The organism is Halomonas litopenaei (assembly GCF_017303055.1).
GTDB lineage: Bacteria > Pseudomonadota > Gammaproteobacteria > Pseudomonadales > Halomonadaceae > Halomonas > Halomonas litopenaei_A.
On the sequence record NZ_JAEKJT010000004.1, the window covers coordinates 584,682 to 602,305 of the forward strand.

The following is a 17,624-nucleotide window of genomic DNA, read 5'->3' on the forward strand; positions in this document are numbered from 1 at the left end:
CACAGCGGCTACCCGCTCGCTGGCGTAATGGCGTCACGGTTGAGGCTTCGGCGCCACCAGCGTTGCGGTGTCGTTCTCGGCCGTTTCATCATCTTCCTTGAGGGCCTCCTCGGGAGGCGGCATGCCATCACTCTTGGCCTGATCACGTGCCTCGAAGGCATCTGCCCCCACCGGCATCTCACGGTAGTGCTGCCGCAGGCCCTCGAGCATCAGCTTACGATCCTTGCGCAACTCGCGGACCATGACGACCACCATCATGTACAGAATAAAGGTGAAGGGCAGCGCCGCCAGCACCGAGGCTGATTGCAGCCCCTTGAGGCCGCCGGCAGCAATCAGCGTCAGACAGATGGCGGCGATCAGCACCCCCCACAACACCCGCTTGTACAGCGGCGGATCGATGGAGCCGTTGTCCGTCATCTGGGCCACGATATACGAGGCCGAATCTGCCGAGGTGACCAGGAAGATAAAGATCAACAGCATGGCCATGACGGACAGCAGTCCCGAGAACGGCATCAGGTCGAACATTTCGAATAGCGCCACGGTGATGTTCTGCTGTGTCGCCTGGGCCAGCCCCAGCCCTTCCGTCGCCAATTCCATATGGATGGCGGTGCCGCCAAACACGCCCAGCCACAGGCATGCCAGCAGCGGTGGCACGAACAGCACCCCAAAGACATATTCCTTGATGGTACGCCCCCGCGAAATCCGCGCGACGAAGGTGCCGACAAAGGGTGCCCAGGCGATGACCCAGGCCCAGTAGAAGATGGTCCAGTTCTGCGCCCAGGGATCATTGTTGTAAGGCGACATGCGCAGACTCATGACGAAAAAGTTCTGCACGTAGTCGCCAAGGCCCAGGGTGATGGTTTCCAGGATCTTGATGGTCGGCCCGGTGAACAGCACATACAGCATCATGGCGATGCACATGATCATGTTGAGATTCGACAGGCGCTTGATGCCCTTGTCCAGTCCAGACCAGGTCGAGGCCATGTACGCCAGAAACATGCAGAACAGGATAAGGAACTGCCACAGCCCGCTCTCAGGCACCCCGAACACCGCGTGCAATCCACCATTGGTCTGCAGTACCCCCAGTCCCAACGAGGTCGCCACTCCCATCACCGTGGCCACGACCGCAAACACATCCAGCGCGCCATTGAAACGGCGCAACCCCGGACGCTTGGCCGTCAGTGGTCGCAGCACCACCGAGACGAGGCCCGCCTGATCCTTGCGAAACTGGTAGTACGCAATGATCAACCCCACTAGCGCGAAGGAAGCCCACTGATGGATGCCCCAGTTGAAGAAGCTGTACTGAATGGCATAGCGAGCTGACGCCGCGGATTCCGGTGCGACGTCACCATAGGGCGGTGCGATGTAATGCGTCATGGGTTCCGCCATGCCGTAAAACACCAACCCGACGCCGAAACCGGCGGCCAGCAGCATGCTGATCCAGGAGAAGAAGCCATACTCCGGCTTGCTGTCCTGGGGCCCTAGCCGAATCTTGCCGTACCGACCCATGGCCAGCGCCAGCAGAAACACCACAATGCCGGTCACCGACAGCAGATAGAACCAGCCAAAATAGTGGGACACCCCGCCGAGGGCACGACTGGCGACTTCTCCAAAGCCCTCGGGGAACAGCGCTCCCAGCGCCACCAGTATCAGTATGATGACGGCGGAGGCATAAAAGACCCGCTGTCCTTCATCACGTTGCATATCGCCTTCCTTTTGTTCGACTGCTTGTTGGAAGGCCTGTGCAGCGCCGCTCCGGCGAGAACTTCGCGCGGACGCTCACGAGAGAACGTTTCTGCCCGGAGACTCACCGAGCAGCCTTTGCAGACCTATGCTTTGATAACAGTTAGTTTGTTATCTATCATCCCCACCTAGCCATCGCCGTCTCGAAGGTGCTGACGTCATGGCAAGGCGTTTGCTCACACCGCGCCGTGGAGGCCACGGTGAAGGACGACAAGGCGCGCTTCACGCACCCCAGTGTCATCATAATGAACTGGGTGCGATTGCCAGCATCTTCCCCTAGACATAAGCCGGGACGGCAAAAAATCAGCCGGTATCGACATTCAGGATGTCTCTTTATCCTGACGAAACATGCCGGATCGCGGAGGAACGCTTCATGACTCGCCTCAGCACTACCCCTCTTTCTGTTCTCGACCTGGCCCCCATCCGTGACGGCGGCACCATCGCCGATAGCTTCAGCGACAGCGTGGCGCTGGCCCGCTTGACCGAGTCGCTGGGATTCACTCGCTACTGGCTGGCGGAGCACCACAGCCTGGAAGGCATTGCCAGTGCCGCCACCTCGGTACTGATGGGCCACCTTGCCGGGAAAACGTCGCGCATTCGTATCGGCAGCGGCGGCATCATGCTGCCCAATCACCCTCCTCTGGTGATTGCCGAGCAGTTCGGGACACTGGAGACGCTATATCCTGGGCGCATTGATCTCGGCCTGGGCCGCGCCCCCGGCTCGGATGCTGCCACCATGGCAGCCATGCGTCGCGACCCCCACGCGGGGGTGGACGACTTTCCGCAGCGTCTGGAAGAACTGGAAGGTTACCTGGATGAGGCGCGTCCGGGACAGCGAGTTCAGGCCGTGCCGGGCCAGGGAACCCGGGTGCCGATCTGGCTGCTGGGCTCAAGCCTCTACAGCGCCCAACTTGCCGCTCACAAGGGTCTGCCGTTTGCCTTTGCCGCTCAATTCGCCCCGGCGCAGCTGGATGATGCTCTGGCGGTCTATCGGCGCAACTTCCAGCCCTCTGCCGTACTGGAGGCGCCTTACGCCATGGTCGGACTGCCGGTACTGGCGGCGGACAGCGACGAACATGCGCACTTTCTCTCCACCACCGCACAGCAGAAGTTTCTTGGCCTGATTCGCGGCCAGCGAGGATGCGCCAAGCCACCGGTCCGCTCGCTCGACTGGAACCCCATGGAGCGCGCCCAGGTCGAGAGCTTTCTCGGCGCGGCGGTCATCGGCAGCCCAAGCACGGTGCGCGACGGCCTGGAGCGCATGCTCGAGCGCACCCAGGCCGACGAGTTGATGCTCAACACGGATACCTATGCCCTGGAGGATCGCCTCAACAGCTACCAGCTGGTGAGTGACGTATGGCGGCAGGCATGAGAATCCCTCGCTGAGCCCCTGTCTCAGTTAGCCAGGTGACGCCAGTTGGGCTCACGCGTCAGCCAGTCAGGCCCGGCCTGTTCAAAGGCATGGGCCCAACGCAGCAGCGCCAGATCCTGGCGATGCGGGGCGATCACCTGGATGCCCATGGCACGTCCTCGAGCATCAAAACCTGCAGGCAGGTTGATCACCGGACAACCCGACAGTGACCCAGCGATGACCACTTCCATCCAGCGGTGATAGGTGTCCATGGTGCGCCCTGCGATTTGGGGTGGCCATGGGGTCTCCACATCAAACGCAAAGACCTGAGCGCTTGGCAGGACCAGGGCGTCATACTGCTGGAAGAGGTCAAGCAGACGAGCGTGCCAGGCGCTTCGCGCCACATTGGCACGATGAACATCCAGCGCCGACCGCTGCATACCCTGTTCGACTTCCCACTGCGCCTCTGGCTTCAATGCGTCTCGGCGCGACACGTCCTGCCACACTTCGGAAAGGCTTCCGGCGATGGCCCATTGGCGCAATACCAGCCAGCTTTGCCACAGTCGCGCAGGGTCGAAGCCCGGGTCCAGGGCCTCGACCCGGGCGCCCAGATCCTCGAATACCGCCAATGCCCCCTGGCACACCTCCAGCACCCCCTGTTCCATCGCCAGATGTCCCTGCCAGTCGCCCAGCCAGCCGATTCTCAGGCCCTTGATCGCATCTTCTTGGGCGAGTGGGCCTGCCAGTGACGCCGGATCATCTTGCAATGACAAAGGCGCACTGGGGTGTGCCCCCGCCTGGGTCGCCAGCAAGCGGGCCACATCCTCGACGGTTCTCCCCATCGGGCCCTCGGTCGCCAACTGGTGGCCGAATATCTCTGGACCAGGTCCATGGGGCACCCGCCCAAAGGAAGGGCGCAAGCCAAACAGGTTGTGATAGGCCGCAGGGTTGCGCAGCGATCCCATCATGTCGCTGCCGTCCGCCACCGGCAGCATTCGCATGGCCAGCGCCGCCGCGGCACCGCCACTGGATCCCCCCGCACACAAGCGAGGATCATAGGCGTTTCGCGTGGCGCCAAAGACCTGGTTGTAGGTGTGGGAGCCAAGGCCGAATTCCGGCGTATTGGTCTTGCCGATAAAGATGGCCCCGGCTCGACGCATGCGCTCGACCATGATGCCGTCCTGTTCGGGCACCTGACCGGCAAACAAGGGGGACCCCATCGAGGTCGGCATATCCCGGGTGGCCGAGAGGTCCTTGATCGCCTGGGGGATGCCATGCAACCAACCGCGAGAACGCCCTGCCGCCAGCTCACGATCGCACTCGCCGGCTTCGTCCATCAGCAGGTCAGGATCGCGCCGGGACACGATGGCATTGACCACCGGATTGGCAGCATCTATGTGCGCCAGATATGCGGCCATGATGTCTTTACAGCTCAGCTCCTTGGCATGCAGTTGCCGCGAAAGCTCGCTGGCGGACAGTGACAGCAGTACATCCTGGTGCATGGACCCTTGATCGCTTGGCATGCCTTCATCCTTGTCTTGTTGGACCTTGTACAGGACCTTGTATTGGACGTCTGGTGGAAAGCCATGGGACTGTGACATGGCTTTCCGAGCCTACCCGAACCGGCCCTACACCAGCCAGAGCAAACACGCCGCGTTGATGATGAAGACCACGAACATCAGCAGGATGGTGTAGCCCATCACCTGACCGGCCTTGAGCCCTGTCACCCCCAGAATGGGCAGCAGCCAGAAGGGCTGTGCAAGATTGGTCAGCTGATCCCCCATCATCACCGACATGACGGCAAGATGGGCCGGCAGGCCAAGTTGCAGCGCCGCCGCTGTAGCGATCGGCCCCTGCACAGCCCACTGCCCGCCACCGGAGGGCACGGCAAAGTTGACCAGTGCGGCGCTGATCATGCTGTACAGCGGAAAGGTGTCTGGCGTCGAGATGCTGACAAACCAGTCTGCAATCATGCTGAACAGACCACTACCGGCCATCAGCCCCAGGATGCCGGCGTAGAAGGGGAACTGCAGGATGATGCCACCTGCGGCAGACGACGCCCGCATGATGGCTCGGGAGTAATTGCCCAGCGAGCCATGCATCAGCAGACCCAGCATCAGGAAACCAAAGTTCAGGACATTGAGATCCAGCCCCAGCAACCCCTCCGCCACGATGTAGCGCACCACGAAGAACAGACCGCCCAAGGCGATGGCCCAGCACAATATGCGGCTGCGGTTCACTCGGTTGGCGGGCAGGCGCCGCTCCTCGTCGGAGAGCGGCTCTTCCATGCTGTCTTCATCGTCCTGGCCCGCGTAGACCACGGTCGTGGTGGGCGATGGATGCAGCAGTGCCAGCAGCAGCGGCGTGACCACCACCGTCAGCAGCACAAAGATCAGGTTGTAGGGCTGGAAGATCGTCTCGGAGAGGGGGATCAGGCCGATGCTGGATTCCAGAAAGTGCCCTGGGGTATTGACCAGCAGGGCGCCCGAACTTGTCAGCCCAGTCTGGGAAATGACCCCACCTCCGTAGGCAGCCGCAGCGAGCAGAGGAAAGTGCACCGCCAGACCATTGTCGCGGGCGTAGCGCGCCACCTCTCTGGCAAGAAAGGCACTGACGATCAGACCGACCCCCCAGTGCAGGAAAGACAAAATGCTGCCCGCCAGGGCGGTCACCACAATCGCGCCCGTGCGCGAGCGGGGCAGCGAGGCCACCCAGCGTAGCGCCCGCTGCATTGACGGTGCGGTGGCCAGGCCAAAGCCGGTGACCACGATCAAGACCATTTGCATGGCAAAGGTCAGCAGGCGCCAGAAACCGCCGTACCACTGGTCGATCAGCTCCACAGGACCATGCGGAGTGAACGCCAGCGCAGCGCCGAACACCATCAGCGTGAGGATTACCGCCAGGGCGAAGGGATCGGGAATCCAGCGGATACCGAAGGAAGCAGCGCCATCACCCAGGCGCTGCATAAATGACGAGAAGGATCGGCCAGAGCCAGAGGGTTTTGCCACGGACCGCTGTGGAGTCGACATGTTGGTAGCCTCTTGAATGCCACACTTGTTGTTGTGACGGCGACCAGCATGGCCCGGAGCCCGGGCCCGACCTACCAGGCCAGGACACGTGATGACACACAGGGCCATGCAGACGCCGAGGAAAGATCCGCCAGCGCCTTCCGACCCGTGAAATACCAGAAGCCCCTGCGTTATATACATCAGTAGGGCAGCGCATGATTCCAGGTCAACGTGTCATGACCGATAGCGCAGATAACGTAAGCTTTAGATTAGAATTCTTCCATACAACGCCAGACACGGCACAGCCCCTGCGCCTCAGTGTCCTCCGTGCAGGGTGGCTAGCGCCTGTCGCCAACCGGGGTACACGTCACGATAGCGCCTCACACCCTCCGGGTCCGGCACGCAGCGCGTGGTCTCATCCAACTGAATCAGCGACTGGCAGAGGCTGTCGAGTTCGCCCTCGCCGTTGCACCAGGCCGCCTGTATGGCACCACCTAGCGCCGCGGCGTCAGTGACGCTTGGACACACCACTTCTGCCTGGGTGACGTCCGCTACCATCTGACGCCAGGCGGGGCTGTGGGCGCCGCCCCCGATCAGGCGAATCTGACTGGCCTGATCGGCCAATGGGCCCAGCAGGTCAAGCCCGTAGCGCAAACAGAAGGTCGCGCCCTCGACCACCGCACGACATAGATGCGCAGGCGAGGTATTGCGGCTGTTCAATCCCAGAAAGGAAGCGCTCGCCTCTGGCAGCGCGGGTACCCGCTCGCCGTTGAAGAACGGCAACACCGTCACTCCATCGGCGCCTATCGGTGCCGACTGGATCGCCTGATTGAAGCCGGCGAGGTCGAGGCCGAATAGCTCCCGTACACGATTGGTCGCCGAGGTGGTATTCATGGTGCACACCAGCGGCAGCCAGCCATCGTGGCTGGCGCAGAAGTTGGCAACCATGGCGGATTCGGCCTTTACCGGCTGCGCAGAATGGGCACATACCGTGCCCGAGGTGCCGAGACTCATGGTGACCATGCCGGGCGCAATGTTGCCGGTACCGATGGCCCCCAGCATGTTGTCCCCGCCACCGCTGGCAACGATGACGCCTTCGCGTAAGCCCAGCTCTCGCGCCAGGGCGGGCCGCACCTGCCCGGCGACGTCGCGGGAGTCGAGCAACCGCGGCAGCACCCGCTCAGGGTCGAGCTCCGGTGCGATCAGCGACCATACATCGGGGCGCCAGTGTCGCGCGCGAGTATCGAAGTAGCCGGTGCCCGAGGCGTCCCCTGCCTCGGCCACCCGCTCTCCGGTCAGCCAATAGTTGAGATAGTCGTGGGGCAACAGCACGCTGGCGACCCGAGCATACACCTCGGGATGCTGGCGGCGCAGCCAGGCGATCTTGGAGGCGGTATAGCCGGTCTGCAGCACCAGTCCCAGACGCTCGAGACAGCCTTGTTCCCCCCCCAGGGCATGGATCAGCGCGTCATTTTCCCTGTGGGTTTCGGTATCACACCAGAGCTTGGCGGGATACAGCACCTGGCCCCTTTCATCCAGCGCCACCATGCCATGCTGCTGACCGGAAATCCCGATCGCCCGCACCGAGGCAGCCGTCACGCCAGCGCGATCAAGCGCCTGGTGAAACGCCCCTCGAAACGCTTCCGTCCAATCTTCTGGCCACTGCTCACGCCGCCCATTGGCCCCTTCGTCGAGTCGGTGAGGTCGGCTGGCTTCACCAAGGCATGCTCCCCTTTCCAGGTCCACCACCACCACTTTGGTGCTCTGCGTGCCGCAATCCACACCGAGATACATGGGCTGTCTCCTTATCTCGTCGCTTGTCTCATACCTGGCTCCGGGCCTCGTCAGCGGCCAATGCCTCAAGGGTGGCGCGTGCCCCCTGCTGCTGCAAGCGCTTGAGCGCTTCGACATAGGCGTCGACGAAGCGTGGGGCCTCCGCCAGACTGCCAAACAGCTCTCTGTTCTCGATAAAGGCCGTGGGCCGCGCGTGTTGAGAGGCGGCAATCGGTGTCAGCTGGTCCTTGAGACGATCGACAACGGCAATAGGCTGTCCCTGTTCGTCCACACCCTCGGCATAGCGCGCCCAGCTTGCCACCACCGTGGCCGAGCGCTTCAGCGCGCCGCCCTGTTCCAACTGGCGGCGTATCACCGGCACCAGCCACTTGGGAATACGGTCAGAGCTTTCGGCACACAGCCGTGCCAAGGTGTCCTTGATCTCGGGATTGGCAAAGCGCTCGATCAAGGTATGTCGGTACTGGTCCAGGTCGACGCCAGGCACTTCCGGCAGCGTCGGGCTGCCTTCGTCTTCCATGTAGCCCAGCAGGAACTCGACGAACAGCGGGTCCTGGCACACCTCGTGGGCATACCGATAACCCGCCAGGTAGCCCAGATAGCACATGGCCTGATGACTGGCGTTGAGCAGCCGTAGCTTCATCAGCTCATAAGGCTCCACATCCTCGACCACCTGCACCCCCACGTCATCCAGGGCCGGGCGCCCCATCGCGAAATGATCTTCCAGCACCCACTGGGTGAACGGCTCGCAGATGACGGGCCAGGCATCCTCGAGATCAAAGCGCTGATGCAGTTCCTCGATATCCGCCGGGGTGGTCACGGGCGTGATCCGGTCCACCATCGAGTTGGGAAACGGCACCTGCGCTTCAAGGTACTGTCCCAGCTGCGGATCCCGCGCGTGGGCGAAGGCGCCGAACATCCGCCTGGCCACATCGCCATTGCCGGGAATATTGTCACAGGACATCACCGTAAAGGGGGCAAGGCCGCGATCCCGGCGCCGCTCGATCGCTGCGACCACCAGGCCAAAGCTGCTGCGAGGCGCCATCGGATGTTCCAGGTCATGGAGCACATCGGCCGTTTCCAGATCAAACTCTCCGGTGATCGGATGAACGTTGTAGCCTCCCTCTGTGACCGTCAGCGACACAATGCGGATAGCAGGGTCTGCCAGCATCTCGATAACGCCTTCGGGGTCATCCGGCGCGTAGCGGTAGTCGATGATCGAGCCAATGACACGCGGTTCGAGCACCCCGTTCGGGTGCTTTACCACCAGGGTGTACAGGTAGTCCTGGCTGGCCAGCGCCTCCTGCATGCGACGGTCACCCGGCATCACGCCAATGCCGACAATGCCCCAGTCGTGGGCCTGCCCGGCTTCCATCAAGCGATCCAGATACATGGCCTGGTGGGCGCGATGAAAGCCCCCTACCCCGATGTGCGCCATCCCGGGAGTCAGCGCCGTGCGCCGGTACGATGGCACCGACACGTGCGGATCGAGATGAGCCAGTGTCGCATTGGAAAGTCGAGTCATATTGGCTCTCCGCCAGTGTTGCAGTAAGAAAACGTTGCGCCACGCCAATCTGATTAGACGTGCAGGCGATGGATGCAGATGTGTCCCGGGAAAGGGCCACGCCGCCGTCGACGACGGGGGTCAGTGCCAGTAAAGATCGGCGCGCCGCGACCGGGTCTTGATCAAACGCGCGTTGAGCATGTCCTTGTCTCGCGCCTTGGCAATGGCGCCGGAGGGATCCTGGCCCATGCCGATCCAGCGTTCGATCAGGCGCCTCTCCAGCTCGCTGTCATCGACTTCAAGAAACAGGCTGAAGTCGAAGAAGTCCTGCAACGCCTGCCATGGACCATGATCCAGCAGCAGATAGTTGCCTTCGACAATCAGTAGACGGTGATGGGGCGTGATGACCCTTGCGCCAGCGCGCGCCAGATCGAGAGGACGATCGAACACGGGTACCGCCACCGGGCGGTCGGCTCGCTTCAGCCGCGTCAGGTCATGACGCAATCCCTCCACGTCAAAGGTCTCTGGTGCTCCCTTCAACGCCAGCAACCCCATGGGCTCGAGCACGGCGTTGTCGTAGTGGTAGCCATCCATAGGCACCACTTCGGCGATGCCCGGCAGACGCTCATTGAGCTGTCGGGCCAGCCAGGCGGATCGAAACGACTTGCCCGCGCCGGGAGGGCCTGCCAGCGCCACGATGAAACGGTCCTTGCCGTCACTGCGCGCCAGCAGTTCGTCCGCGATGGACGCTATGGTAGGGTTCATCGTTTACCTCCCGAGAGCCAGCGGCTCAACTCATCCAATTGCCGCCGTCGACATTGAGTGTCTGGGCGACGATGTAGTCACTCTCACGACTGGCGAGGAACACCGCCGCGCCCACGTGATCCTCCGGGCGTCCCATCCTGCCGTAGGGTACCGACTCCCCCACCAGTCGCTTCTTCTCTCCTTGAGGCCGTCCTTCGTAGCGCGCAAACAGCGCATCTACCTCATCCCACATGGGGGTATCCACCACTCCCGGCGCGATGCCATTGACGCGAATCCCGTGACGGATCAGGTCGAGCGCGCAGGACTGGGTCAGACTGATGACGGCTGCCTTGGTCGCGCAATAGGTGCTCACCAGCGGCTCACCGCGACGGCCCGCCTGGGACGCCATATTGATGATGGCACCTCGGCGTTCGTCCTCCACCATCGCTCGCGCTACCGCCTGCAGGGTGAAGAAGAGCCCTTTCACGTTGACGGCAAATTGACGGTCAAAGTCAGCCTCGGTGACATCCAACACCGGCGCCATGCCAAATACCGCCGCGTTATTGACCAGCACATCAATGCCGCCGAAGCGCTGCCGCACACCCTGCACCATGGCGTCGATCGAAGCCTGGTCACGCACATCCAGCACCACCCCCATTCCCCGCTCGGGGGCAACGCCTTCCAGCGCCTGGTCGATCGCCCGCTGGTCGATATCGGCAATGACCACTGTGGCGCCTTCCTCAGCGTAGCGCTGTGCGATCGCCAGACCGATGCCACGTGCACCGCCGGTGATGACCGCTACCTTGTCCTTGAGCTGGCCGTTCATCATGCTCGTTGCTCCTGCTGTTGGCGCCAGATGCCCCACAAGCCAGGCAGCTGGTCCATGTGGGTCATCACCTTCCAGACTCCCAGGTGCTGCAGGCGCTCGGCATGGCCTGGCGCGAGGTGGCTGGCGCCGACGAAACCAATGACCGTCATCCCCGCCGCGCGTGCGGCGGTTGCCCCCGCCAGGGAGTCCTCGACCACCAGGCAGGCTTCAGGGGCCACGCCCAGGGTCGCCGCGGCGAGCTGATAAACGGCAGGGTCTGGCTTGGGCCGCGCGACCTGTTCCGCACAGAAGATCGGGGCCTGAGCCAACAGCTGATCCAGCCCGGTGTGGGCCAGCGAGGCTTCCACCCGCTGGCGCCGACTGTTGGAGACCACGGCCTTGGCCTGTGGGATGGCCGCCAGGGCCTGGGCTACGCCATCCACCGCCTGAAGCTGCTCGGCCAGCCGCGCTTCGATCTCATCATCCAGCCGCTCGAGCGCCCTTGAGGGCAATTGGTGAGTGCTGAGTGACTCCAGGGACGCCAATATCGCCTCGGTGGTCTGCCCCAAGGCCGCGTTCAGGGCGGCCTCGATATCCAGGTCCGGCAGCCAGCTGCTCAGCCGCTCGGCCAGGGTCGCCTCGGCGATGACTTCGCTATCCACCAGCACTCCATCACAATCGAATATCAGCATCATGCAGCGGCTCCTCACGCGTCAGCGGTACTGGCAGCGCGGTTATCCTGACGGGTCAGCGAGGCCAGCGGGTGGCGTTCCAGGCCGGCAAGCGCCAGCCCCTGCTCATCGAACAGGTGGGCTCGGGACGGTGCGAAACCGAAGCGAATCCGATCACCCACGCGGTGGCCGACATCGCCGTCCACCATCAGCGTCAGCAGTTCGCCATCCATCTCCACGTACAGCGACGTCTGCCCCCCCAGGCGTTCGATGACGCTGACCCTGGCCGCCAGCGGACCCTGGTCATCCAGCATCAGGTGCTCAGGGCGGATGCCCAGCTCGAGTGCCTGCCCCGCGGTGATGGCGTCGCCTTCCACGGGTACCTTGACGCTCTCCCCCCCCGGTACTGTGACCGTCACTCCCTGGGCATCCGAGGAGCGAGCCTCGACCTTGAGGAAATTCATCTTGGGCGAACCGATGAAACCCGCCACAAAGCGATTGCGCGGATGGTGATACAGCTCCATCGGGGATCCCACCTGTTCGACCACGCCGCCTTGCAGGACCACAATCTTGTCGGCCATGGTCATGGCCTCGATCTGGTCATGGGTCACGTAGATCATGGTCGCCTTGAGCTCTTCGTGAAGGCGCGCCAGCTCAATGCGCATCTGCACACGCAGCGCCGCATCCAGATTGGACAGCGGCTCGTCGAACAGAAAGATGCTGGGATTGCGGACGATGGCGCGGCCGATGGCGACCCGCTGGCGCTGGCCGCCGGACAGGGCCTTGGGCTTGCGCTCCAGCAGCGGCTCAAGCTGCAGAATCTTTGCCGCCTCAAGGACTTTCTGGCGACGCTCCTGCTGAGAAACGCCAGCCAGCTTGAGGCTGAAGCCCATATTGTCTTCCACCGTCATATGGGGGTAGAGCGCATAACTCTGGAACACCATGGCCAGCCCACGCTCTGCCGGGCCAAGCTCGTTGACCCGCTGGTCATCGATCACGATGTCGCCGCCGCTGGTGCTCTCGAGTCCCGCGATCATGCGCAACAGCGTCGACTTGCCACAGCCCGAAGGGCCGACAAAAACCACAAATTCCTGATCCTTGACCACCAGGTCGACGCCCTTGATGACGTGGGTATCGCCGAAGCTCTTGGTGACCTGATGGAGGTTGAGTGTCGCCATCTTGTTATCCTCGTTGTTCCGTTCGGGGCGTCACGACGCCACCGCAAAAAACTGATATCGCATCGAGTCGTTGCCACCGCGACTACTTGACCGCACCAAAGGTGAGGCCGCGCACCATCTGCTTTTGCGTCAACCACCCAAAGATCAGAATCGGCGCGATGGCCATGGTCGAGGCCGCCGACAGCTTGGCCCAGAACAGGCCCTCGGGACTGGAGAACGACGCGATGTAGGCGGTCAGCGGCGCCGCCTGGGAGGTGGTGAGATTGAGGCTCCAGAACGCTTCGTTCCAGCTCAGGATGACCGACAGCAGGCCGGTGGAAGCGATTCCCGGCAGCGTCAGCGGCAGCAGCAGATACCAGACCTCCTGAAGTGTGCCTGCGCCGTCCATACGGCCTGCCTCGAGAATGTCCTTGGGCAGATCCTTGAAGAAGGTGTAAAGCATCCACACCACGATCGGCAGATTCATCAAGGTGTAGACGATGGTCAGGCCAAGGCGGGTATCCAGCAGGCCGATATCACGAAACAGCAGGTAGATAGGCACCAGCACACCGACCGACGGCAGCATCTTGGTCGACAGCATCCAGAGCAGCGTGCCCTTGGTTCGCTTGGTCGGCAGAAACGCCATGGCGTAGGCAGAAGGAATCGCGATCAGCAGTGCCAGCAAGGTCGAACCGAACGACACCACCACGCTGTTCCAGGCAAACTTGATGTAGTCGGCACGCTCCTGAACCTCGACGTAGCTGTCCAGGGTCGGCGTGAAGATCAGACTGGGGTCGGCAATTGCCTCGGCCTCGGTCTTGAAGCCGGTAAGGATCATCCAGAAGATCGGAAAGAAGATCGTCAGGGCCACACCCCAGCCCAGCAGGGTAATACCCAGCTTGCGCCAGCGCTGGGCGCGTTGCGCGGCGGCGCCCCGCTCGGCAGCGGCCGGGGCCGAGCGAATGGCCGAGGCGGTGGAGGGAGACGTGGTCATGGCAGGCACCTCATGAACGTAGGGTGGTCGGACAGGCGCAGAAGGCGCTACTGTTCGAGATTCTTGGCGACCATTCGCACCAGAAAGATGGCAACGATATTGGCCAGAATGATGGCGATGACCCCACCGGCTGACGCGGTCCCCACATCGAAGTCGAGCAGCGCCCGAATATAGATGAGATACGCCAGGTTGGTGGTCGCAAGCCCCGGTCCCCCGGACGTGGTCACAAAGATCTCGGCGAAGATGGTCAGCAGGAAGATCATCTCGATCATCACGACCACGCTGATCGCGCGCTTCAGGTGAGGCAGGGTGATGTAGAAGAAGATGGCCAGGGGCCCCGCGCCGTCCATGCGCGCCGCCTCGACCTGATCGTCATCCAGTGATTGCATGGCGGTCAGCAGTATCAGCAGGGCGAAGGGCAGCCACTGCCACGACACAATGATGATGATGGAGGTCAGCGGCAGGCTGGAAAACCAGTCCAGGGCCGGCAGTCCCAGGCTTTCCGCCAACCAGGCCAGCACGCCGTTGGCGGGGTGCATCATCATGTTCTTCCACACCAGCGCGCTGACCGTCGGCATGACGAAGAACGGCGAGATGGCCAGCACCCGGGCAATGCCTCGTCCTAAAAACTCCTGCTGGAACAGCACTGCCAGCAAGGTGCCGCCGACCACGGTGATGACCAGCACCCATCCCACCAGCAGCAGCGTCGTTCCCATCGCCGACCACAGCGCCGGATCTGTCAGCAGGTATTCGTAGTTTTCGACGCCGGCAAAGCCGGTCATGCCGGGCATCAGCAGGTTATAGCGCTGAAACGAGAACCAGATGGTCATCGCCAGCGGCACTATCATCCATAGCAACAGTAGAGTGACAGCCGGGGCCTGCAGCGACAGGGTTCTCAAGCCCCCGACGGTACGTCCGGAAGTTCGATTCTTGTTCATAAGGGTCATGCCTGCTCGAGCCCCGGGACGGCGTCCCGGGTGGAAAGGCCAAGGGCCAGCCGAACGGCCGGCCCGCGTGCATGTATCAGTCGGTGTAACCCGCTCGTGCCATGGTGCGCTCCGTTGCACGCTGCGCTGCCGCCAGCGCCTGTTCGACGCTGGTATCGCCGGTCAACGCAGAGGCCACCATCTGGCCGACCTGCGTGCCAATGGCCTGGAACTCAGGGATGCCGACAAACTGGACCCCGACATAGGGATTGGGCTCGAGGCTCGAGTCCAGGGGGTCGGCATTGCGGATCGCGTCGACCACGAAGCTGGCGAAAGGCGCGGCCTCGACATAGCTGGGATGGTCGTAGGTAGACTGGCGGGTACCAGGAGGCACGCTGGTCCAGCCTTCACGCTCGCCAACCAGTGCCACGTACTCCTGGGAGGTCGCCCAGGTCACGAAGGTGCGTGCCGCTTCCTTGGCATCGGAGGAGGTAGGAATCGCCAGCGCCCAGGACCACAGCCAGTGGGATCCCTTGGGCGTTTCGGCCACTGGCGCCGGGGCGAAGCCGAGCTCAGCGGCCACCTCGGACTCCTCAGGGTTGAACAGCTTGCCCGCGGCAGACGTGGCATCGACCCACATGGCGCAGTTGCCGCGCGAAAACAGGGCCAGGTTCTCGTTGAATCCATTCGAGCTGGCACCAGCAGGGCCGTAGTTGTCGAGCAGATCCACGTAGAACGACACGGCCTCCTGCCAGGCCGGGCTATCGATCTGTGCCTGCCAGTCCATATCGAACCAGCGACCGCCAAAGGTATTGATCATGGTCGAGACGAACGCCATGTTCTCACCCCAGCCAGGCTTGCCACGCAGGCAGATGCCCGCGACATCGTTGTCTGGATCGTGGAGCTGCTCGGCCCAGTCCCGCACTTGCGTCCAGGTGGGCTGCTCGACCATGTCGATACCTGCCTCGGCAAACAGGTCCTTGCGGAAGTACAGCATCGAACTCTCTGCATAGAACGGCACCGCGTACAGCGTGCCGTCATGGCTCAGGCCATCACGCACCGGTCCCAGCAGGTCATCGACCTGGTAGTCGGCGGGCAGGTCGTTCAGTGGCTCGAGCCAGCCACGCTCGGCCCATATCGGGGCTTCATAACTGCCAATGGTCATGACATCGAACTGACCACCCTGGGTCGCAATATCCGTTGTCATGCGCTGGCGTAACACGTTCTCTTCCAGCACCACCCAATCGAGGGTGATATCAGGATGTGCCTTTTCAAATTCTTCGGTCAGGCTCTGCATGATCACCATGTCGTTATTGTTGACGGTGGCAACAGTGATGGTATCGGCCTGGGCGGCACCGACGCTTACGGCGAGGGCGCTGCCCGACAGGCATGCCAGCGCGGACAGATAGCGGATGGGAGAGTGAAGGGGATAGCGGCTAGCGTAGGGCTGAGAATGACGCTGCTTCATGACGTACTCCTGTTATTGGCCCCTGCGGGGCTTGTTGTTGTGTGACCAGAGCCACCAGGGGTTAGCGGCGGAAGCGCGGCAGCCATTGGCTCAGTACCGCAGGTAACGCGCATCGGGTTCGCTGTTGCGCTGCACGTGCCCGTTTTGATGAAACACACCCACTTCTGACCAACTCACCTGCTTCCGATCAACCAATAGGCTTGTGATCAACCCTTCAGCGTGTGGTCCATGGAACCCGCGTGGAATCCTGACGCTGAATTCTGATCAATCAAATCAAGCAATGATCAAATGATCGAACAGGACACCAAAAAACGCAAAGCGCAGACCCTTAGACTTTAGCGGTAGGCCTGATCGCTTTGCGCTGTTTGCCGGGCAAACCCCGTGGCAGCGTCCACAGAATAATGCGCCCTAATCAAAGGTTTACGGTGCAACGGCGGGAAGCCCCATCAGGGCGATGACAGCGGGGACATGACTGGGGTGACCGAGAGAGTCAGGAGGCTAACCGATCCACGATATAGCGAGCGGCCTGGTCGTCGGTAATCAGACTCGACAACCAGCCTCCTCGCAGAGCCGCCAGGATGGCCGCCCCCTTGTCGCGTCCGCCAGCCACCGCCACCAGTGACTGATGCTGCAATGTCTGCAGGGGCAGGCTGGTGACCCGCCTGCTGGTGGAGCAGTCGATCAGGACACCATTGGCGTCCATCGGCCAGCCAACCAGCTCACCCACCGCATCGAGCGCCAACAGCTCCTCGAGCTCGATTTCGCTGATGAAGTGGTCCTGAAACAGCGTGGCCTGGCGGTCAATGCGCCCTACCCCGACAAACGCCACACAGGCTTGGCTTGCCACCTCACCGATGGCGCGAAACAGTGGCTGAGCGGCCAGAGCACGCTTTTCTTCGACGCTGCTGGCCACCACCGGGGTCGGTAGCAGAAAACGTTCGCCGCCGGTCTTGTCCGCCGCCACCATCACGCCGTCATAGCGGTTGGAGGAACCATCGCGAGCCACGTTGCCGACCAGCGAGACAAAGCGATGCTGAGGACGCTCGATGCGGCTCAATGCTTCCACCATGGCGCGAATCGAGCGCCCTGACCCTAGTGACAGCGTCTGCGGCTCGCTTCGCTCGATAATGCGGGACAGACGCTCGGCGCCGGCTACCGCGAGATAGGGGGCACTGTCCGCCGTACCTGCAGCCACCGGCACGACGTCACAATAGGCGAGCGCAAAGCGCTCGCGGATCGCCTGGGACAGGGCTGTGCAATGGGCGACCGGATGATCGATGTGGACCTTGACCAGGCCTTCCTGCCGGGCCAACGCCAGCAGACGCTGAACCCCAGGACGAGATACCCCAAGCTGCGCCGCAATTTCATCTTGGGTCTGACCACCGACATACGACAACCAGGCGGCCCTGGCAGCCTGATCCAGCTTGACCTCGAACTTGTCCACACGCCATCTCTCTCA

At 62.5% G+C, this 17,624-nt stretch carries 14 protein-coding genes; 1 reads left to right on the forward strand and 13 read right to left on the reverse strand.

Annotated features, from left to right (window positions below):
* Positions 1-33 precede the first annotated feature (33 nt).
* Entirely contained in the window at positions 34-1,704 is a 1,671-nt protein-coding gene (locus tag JF545_RS09995; protein ID WP_206941728.1) for a BCCT family transporter, read from the reverse strand.
* A gap of 412 nt (positions 1,705-2,116) precedes the next feature.
* Here JF545_RS09995 and JF545_RS10000 point away from each other — a divergent pair, with 412 nt between their 5' ends.
* On the forward strand, positions 2,117-3,115 hold the full coding sequence (locus tag JF545_RS10000; RefSeq protein ID WP_206941730.1) for an LLM class flavin-dependent oxidoreductase: 999 nt from the start codon (positions 2,117-2,119) through the stop codon (positions 3,113-3,115).
* Between the two features lie 23 nt (positions 3,116-3,138).
* On the opposite strand, the gene JF545_RS10005 is transcribed toward JF545_RS10000, so the two are convergent.
* From JF545_RS10005 to JF545_RS10060, 12 genes are all read right to left on the reverse strand, one after another.
* The gene (locus JF545_RS10005) at positions 3,139-4,617 is read right to left on the reverse strand and encodes an amidase (RefSeq protein ID WP_206941732.1); all 1,479 of its coding nucleotides are present in this window, start codon (positions 4,615-4,617) and stop codon (positions 3,139-3,141) included.
* 105 nt (positions 4,618-4,722) lie between these two features.
* On the reverse strand, positions 4,723-6,123 hold the full coding sequence (locus tag JF545_RS10010) for a short-chain fatty acid transporter (RefSeq protein WP_206941734.1): 1,401 nt from the start codon (positions 6,121-6,123) through the stop codon (positions 4,723-4,725).
* A 294-nt stretch (positions 6,124-6,417) separates the two neighbouring features.
* Positions 6,418-7,896, reverse strand: a complete 1,479-nt coding sequence (xylB, locus tag JF545_RS10015) for a xylulokinase (protein ID WP_206941736.1) — start codon at positions 7,894-7,896, stop codon at positions 6,418-6,420.
* 28 nt (positions 7,897-7,924) lie between these two features.
* Positions 7,925-9,418, reverse strand: a complete 1,494-nt coding sequence (locus JF545_RS10020; protein ID WP_206941738.1) for a mannitol dehydrogenase family protein — start codon at positions 9,416-9,418, stop codon at positions 7,925-7,927.
* 120 nt (positions 9,419-9,538) lie between these two features.
* A complete protein-coding gene (locus JF545_RS10025) occupies positions 9,539-10,162 on the reverse strand; it encodes a nucleoside triphosphate hydrolase (protein ID WP_206941740.1) in 624 nt (207 codons plus the stop codon).
* Between the two features lie 25 nt (positions 10,163-10,187).
* Positions 10,188-10,970, reverse strand: a complete 783-nt coding sequence (locus JF545_RS10030; protein ID WP_277987378.1) for an L-iditol 2-dehydrogenase — start codon at positions 10,968-10,970, stop codon at positions 10,188-10,190.
* Positions 10,967-11,644 (reverse strand): HAD family hydrolase, encoded by a 678-nt coding sequence (locus JF545_RS10035; protein ID WP_206941742.1) that lies wholly within the window; start codon positions 11,642-11,644, stop codon positions 10,967-10,969. The genes JF545_RS10030 and JF545_RS10035 overlap by 4 nt, the downstream gene beginning before the upstream one ends.
* Before the next feature lie 11 nt (positions 11,645-11,655).
* The gene (locus tag JF545_RS10040; protein WP_206941744.1) at positions 11,656-12,798 is read right to left on the reverse strand and encodes an ABC transporter ATP-binding protein; all 1,143 of its coding nucleotides are present in this window, start codon (positions 12,796-12,798) and stop codon (positions 11,656-11,658) included.
* A gap of 82 nt (positions 12,799-12,880) precedes the next feature.
* Positions 12,881-13,771 (reverse strand): carbohydrate ABC transporter permease, encoded by an 891-nt coding sequence (locus JF545_RS10045; RefSeq protein WP_206941745.1) that lies wholly within the window; start codon positions 13,769-13,771, stop codon positions 12,881-12,883.
* A gap of 47 nt (positions 13,772-13,818) precedes the next feature.
* Entirely contained in the window at positions 13,819-14,709 is an 891-nt protein-coding gene (locus JF545_RS10050) for a carbohydrate ABC transporter permease (protein ID WP_206941746.1), read from the reverse strand.
* A gap of 85 nt (positions 14,710-14,794) precedes the next feature.
* Positions 14,795-16,165: an ABC transporter substrate-binding protein gene (locus JF545_RS10055; protein WP_206941747.1), complete on the reverse strand. Its 1,371-nt coding sequence runs from the start codon at positions 16,163-16,165 to the stop codon at positions 14,795-14,797.
* A 490-nt stretch (positions 16,166-16,655) separates the two neighbouring features.
* A complete protein-coding gene (locus JF545_RS10060; RefSeq protein ID WP_206941748.1) occupies positions 16,656-17,609 on the reverse strand; it encodes a sugar-binding transcriptional regulator in 954 nt (317 codons plus the stop codon).
* Positions 17,610-17,624 lie beyond the last annotated feature (15 nt).

What these genes read in the sequence shown, in the direction of transcription:
- JF545_RS10030 (WP_277987378.1), bottom strand. Translation starts at nt 10,970, where the DNA reads ATGATGAACGGCCAGCTCAAGGACAAGGTAGCGGTCATCACCGGCGGT.
- JF545_RS10045 (WP_206941745.1), bottom strand. Translation starts at nt 13,771, where the DNA reads ATGACCACGTCTCCCTCCACCGCCTCGGCCATTCGCTCGGCCCCGGCC.
- JF545_RS10005 (WP_206941732.1), bottom strand. Translation starts at nt 4,617, where the DNA reads ATGCCAAGCGATCAAGGGTCCATGCACCAGGATGTACTGCTGTCACTG.
- JF545_RS10000 (WP_206941730.1), top strand. Translation starts at nt 2,117, where the DNA reads ATGACTCGCCTCAGCACTACCCCTCTTTCTGTTCTCGACCTGGCCCCC.
- JF545_RS10035 (WP_206941742.1), bottom strand. Translation starts at nt 11,644, where the DNA reads ATGATGCTGATATTCGATTGTGATGGAGTGCTGGTGGATAGCGAAGTC.
- JF545_RS10020 (WP_206941738.1), bottom strand. Translation starts at nt 9,418, where the DNA reads ATGACTCGACTTTCCAATGCGACACTGGCTCATCTCGATCCGCACGTG.
- JF545_RS10025 (WP_206941740.1), bottom strand. Translation starts at nt 10,162, where the DNA reads ATGAACCCTACCATAGCGTCCATCGCGGACGAACTGCTGGCGCGCAGT.
- JF545_RS10010 (WP_206941734.1), bottom strand. Translation starts at nt 6,123, where the DNA reads ATGTCGACTCCACAGCGGTCCGTGGCAAAACCCTCTGGCTCTGGCCGA.
- JF545_RS09995 (WP_206941728.1), bottom strand. Translation starts at nt 1,704, where the DNA reads ATGCAACGTGATGAAGGACAGCGGGTCTTTTATGCCTCCGCCGTCATC.
- xylB (WP_206941736.1), bottom strand. Translation starts at nt 7,896, where the DNA reads ATGTATCTCGGTGTGGATTGCGGCACGCAGAGCACCAAAGTGGTGGTG.
- JF545_RS10040 (WP_206941744.1), bottom strand. Translation starts at nt 12,798, where the DNA reads ATGGCGACACTCAACCTCCATCAGGTCACCAAGAGCTTCGGCGATACC.
- JF545_RS10055 (WP_206941747.1), bottom strand. Translation starts at nt 16,165, where the DNA reads ATGAAGCAGCGTCATTCTCAGCCCTACGCTAGCCGCTATCCCCTTCAC.
- JF545_RS10050 (WP_206941746.1), bottom strand. Translation starts at nt 14,709, where the DNA reads ATGAACAAGAATCGAACTTCCGGACGTACCGTCGGGGGCTTGAGAACC.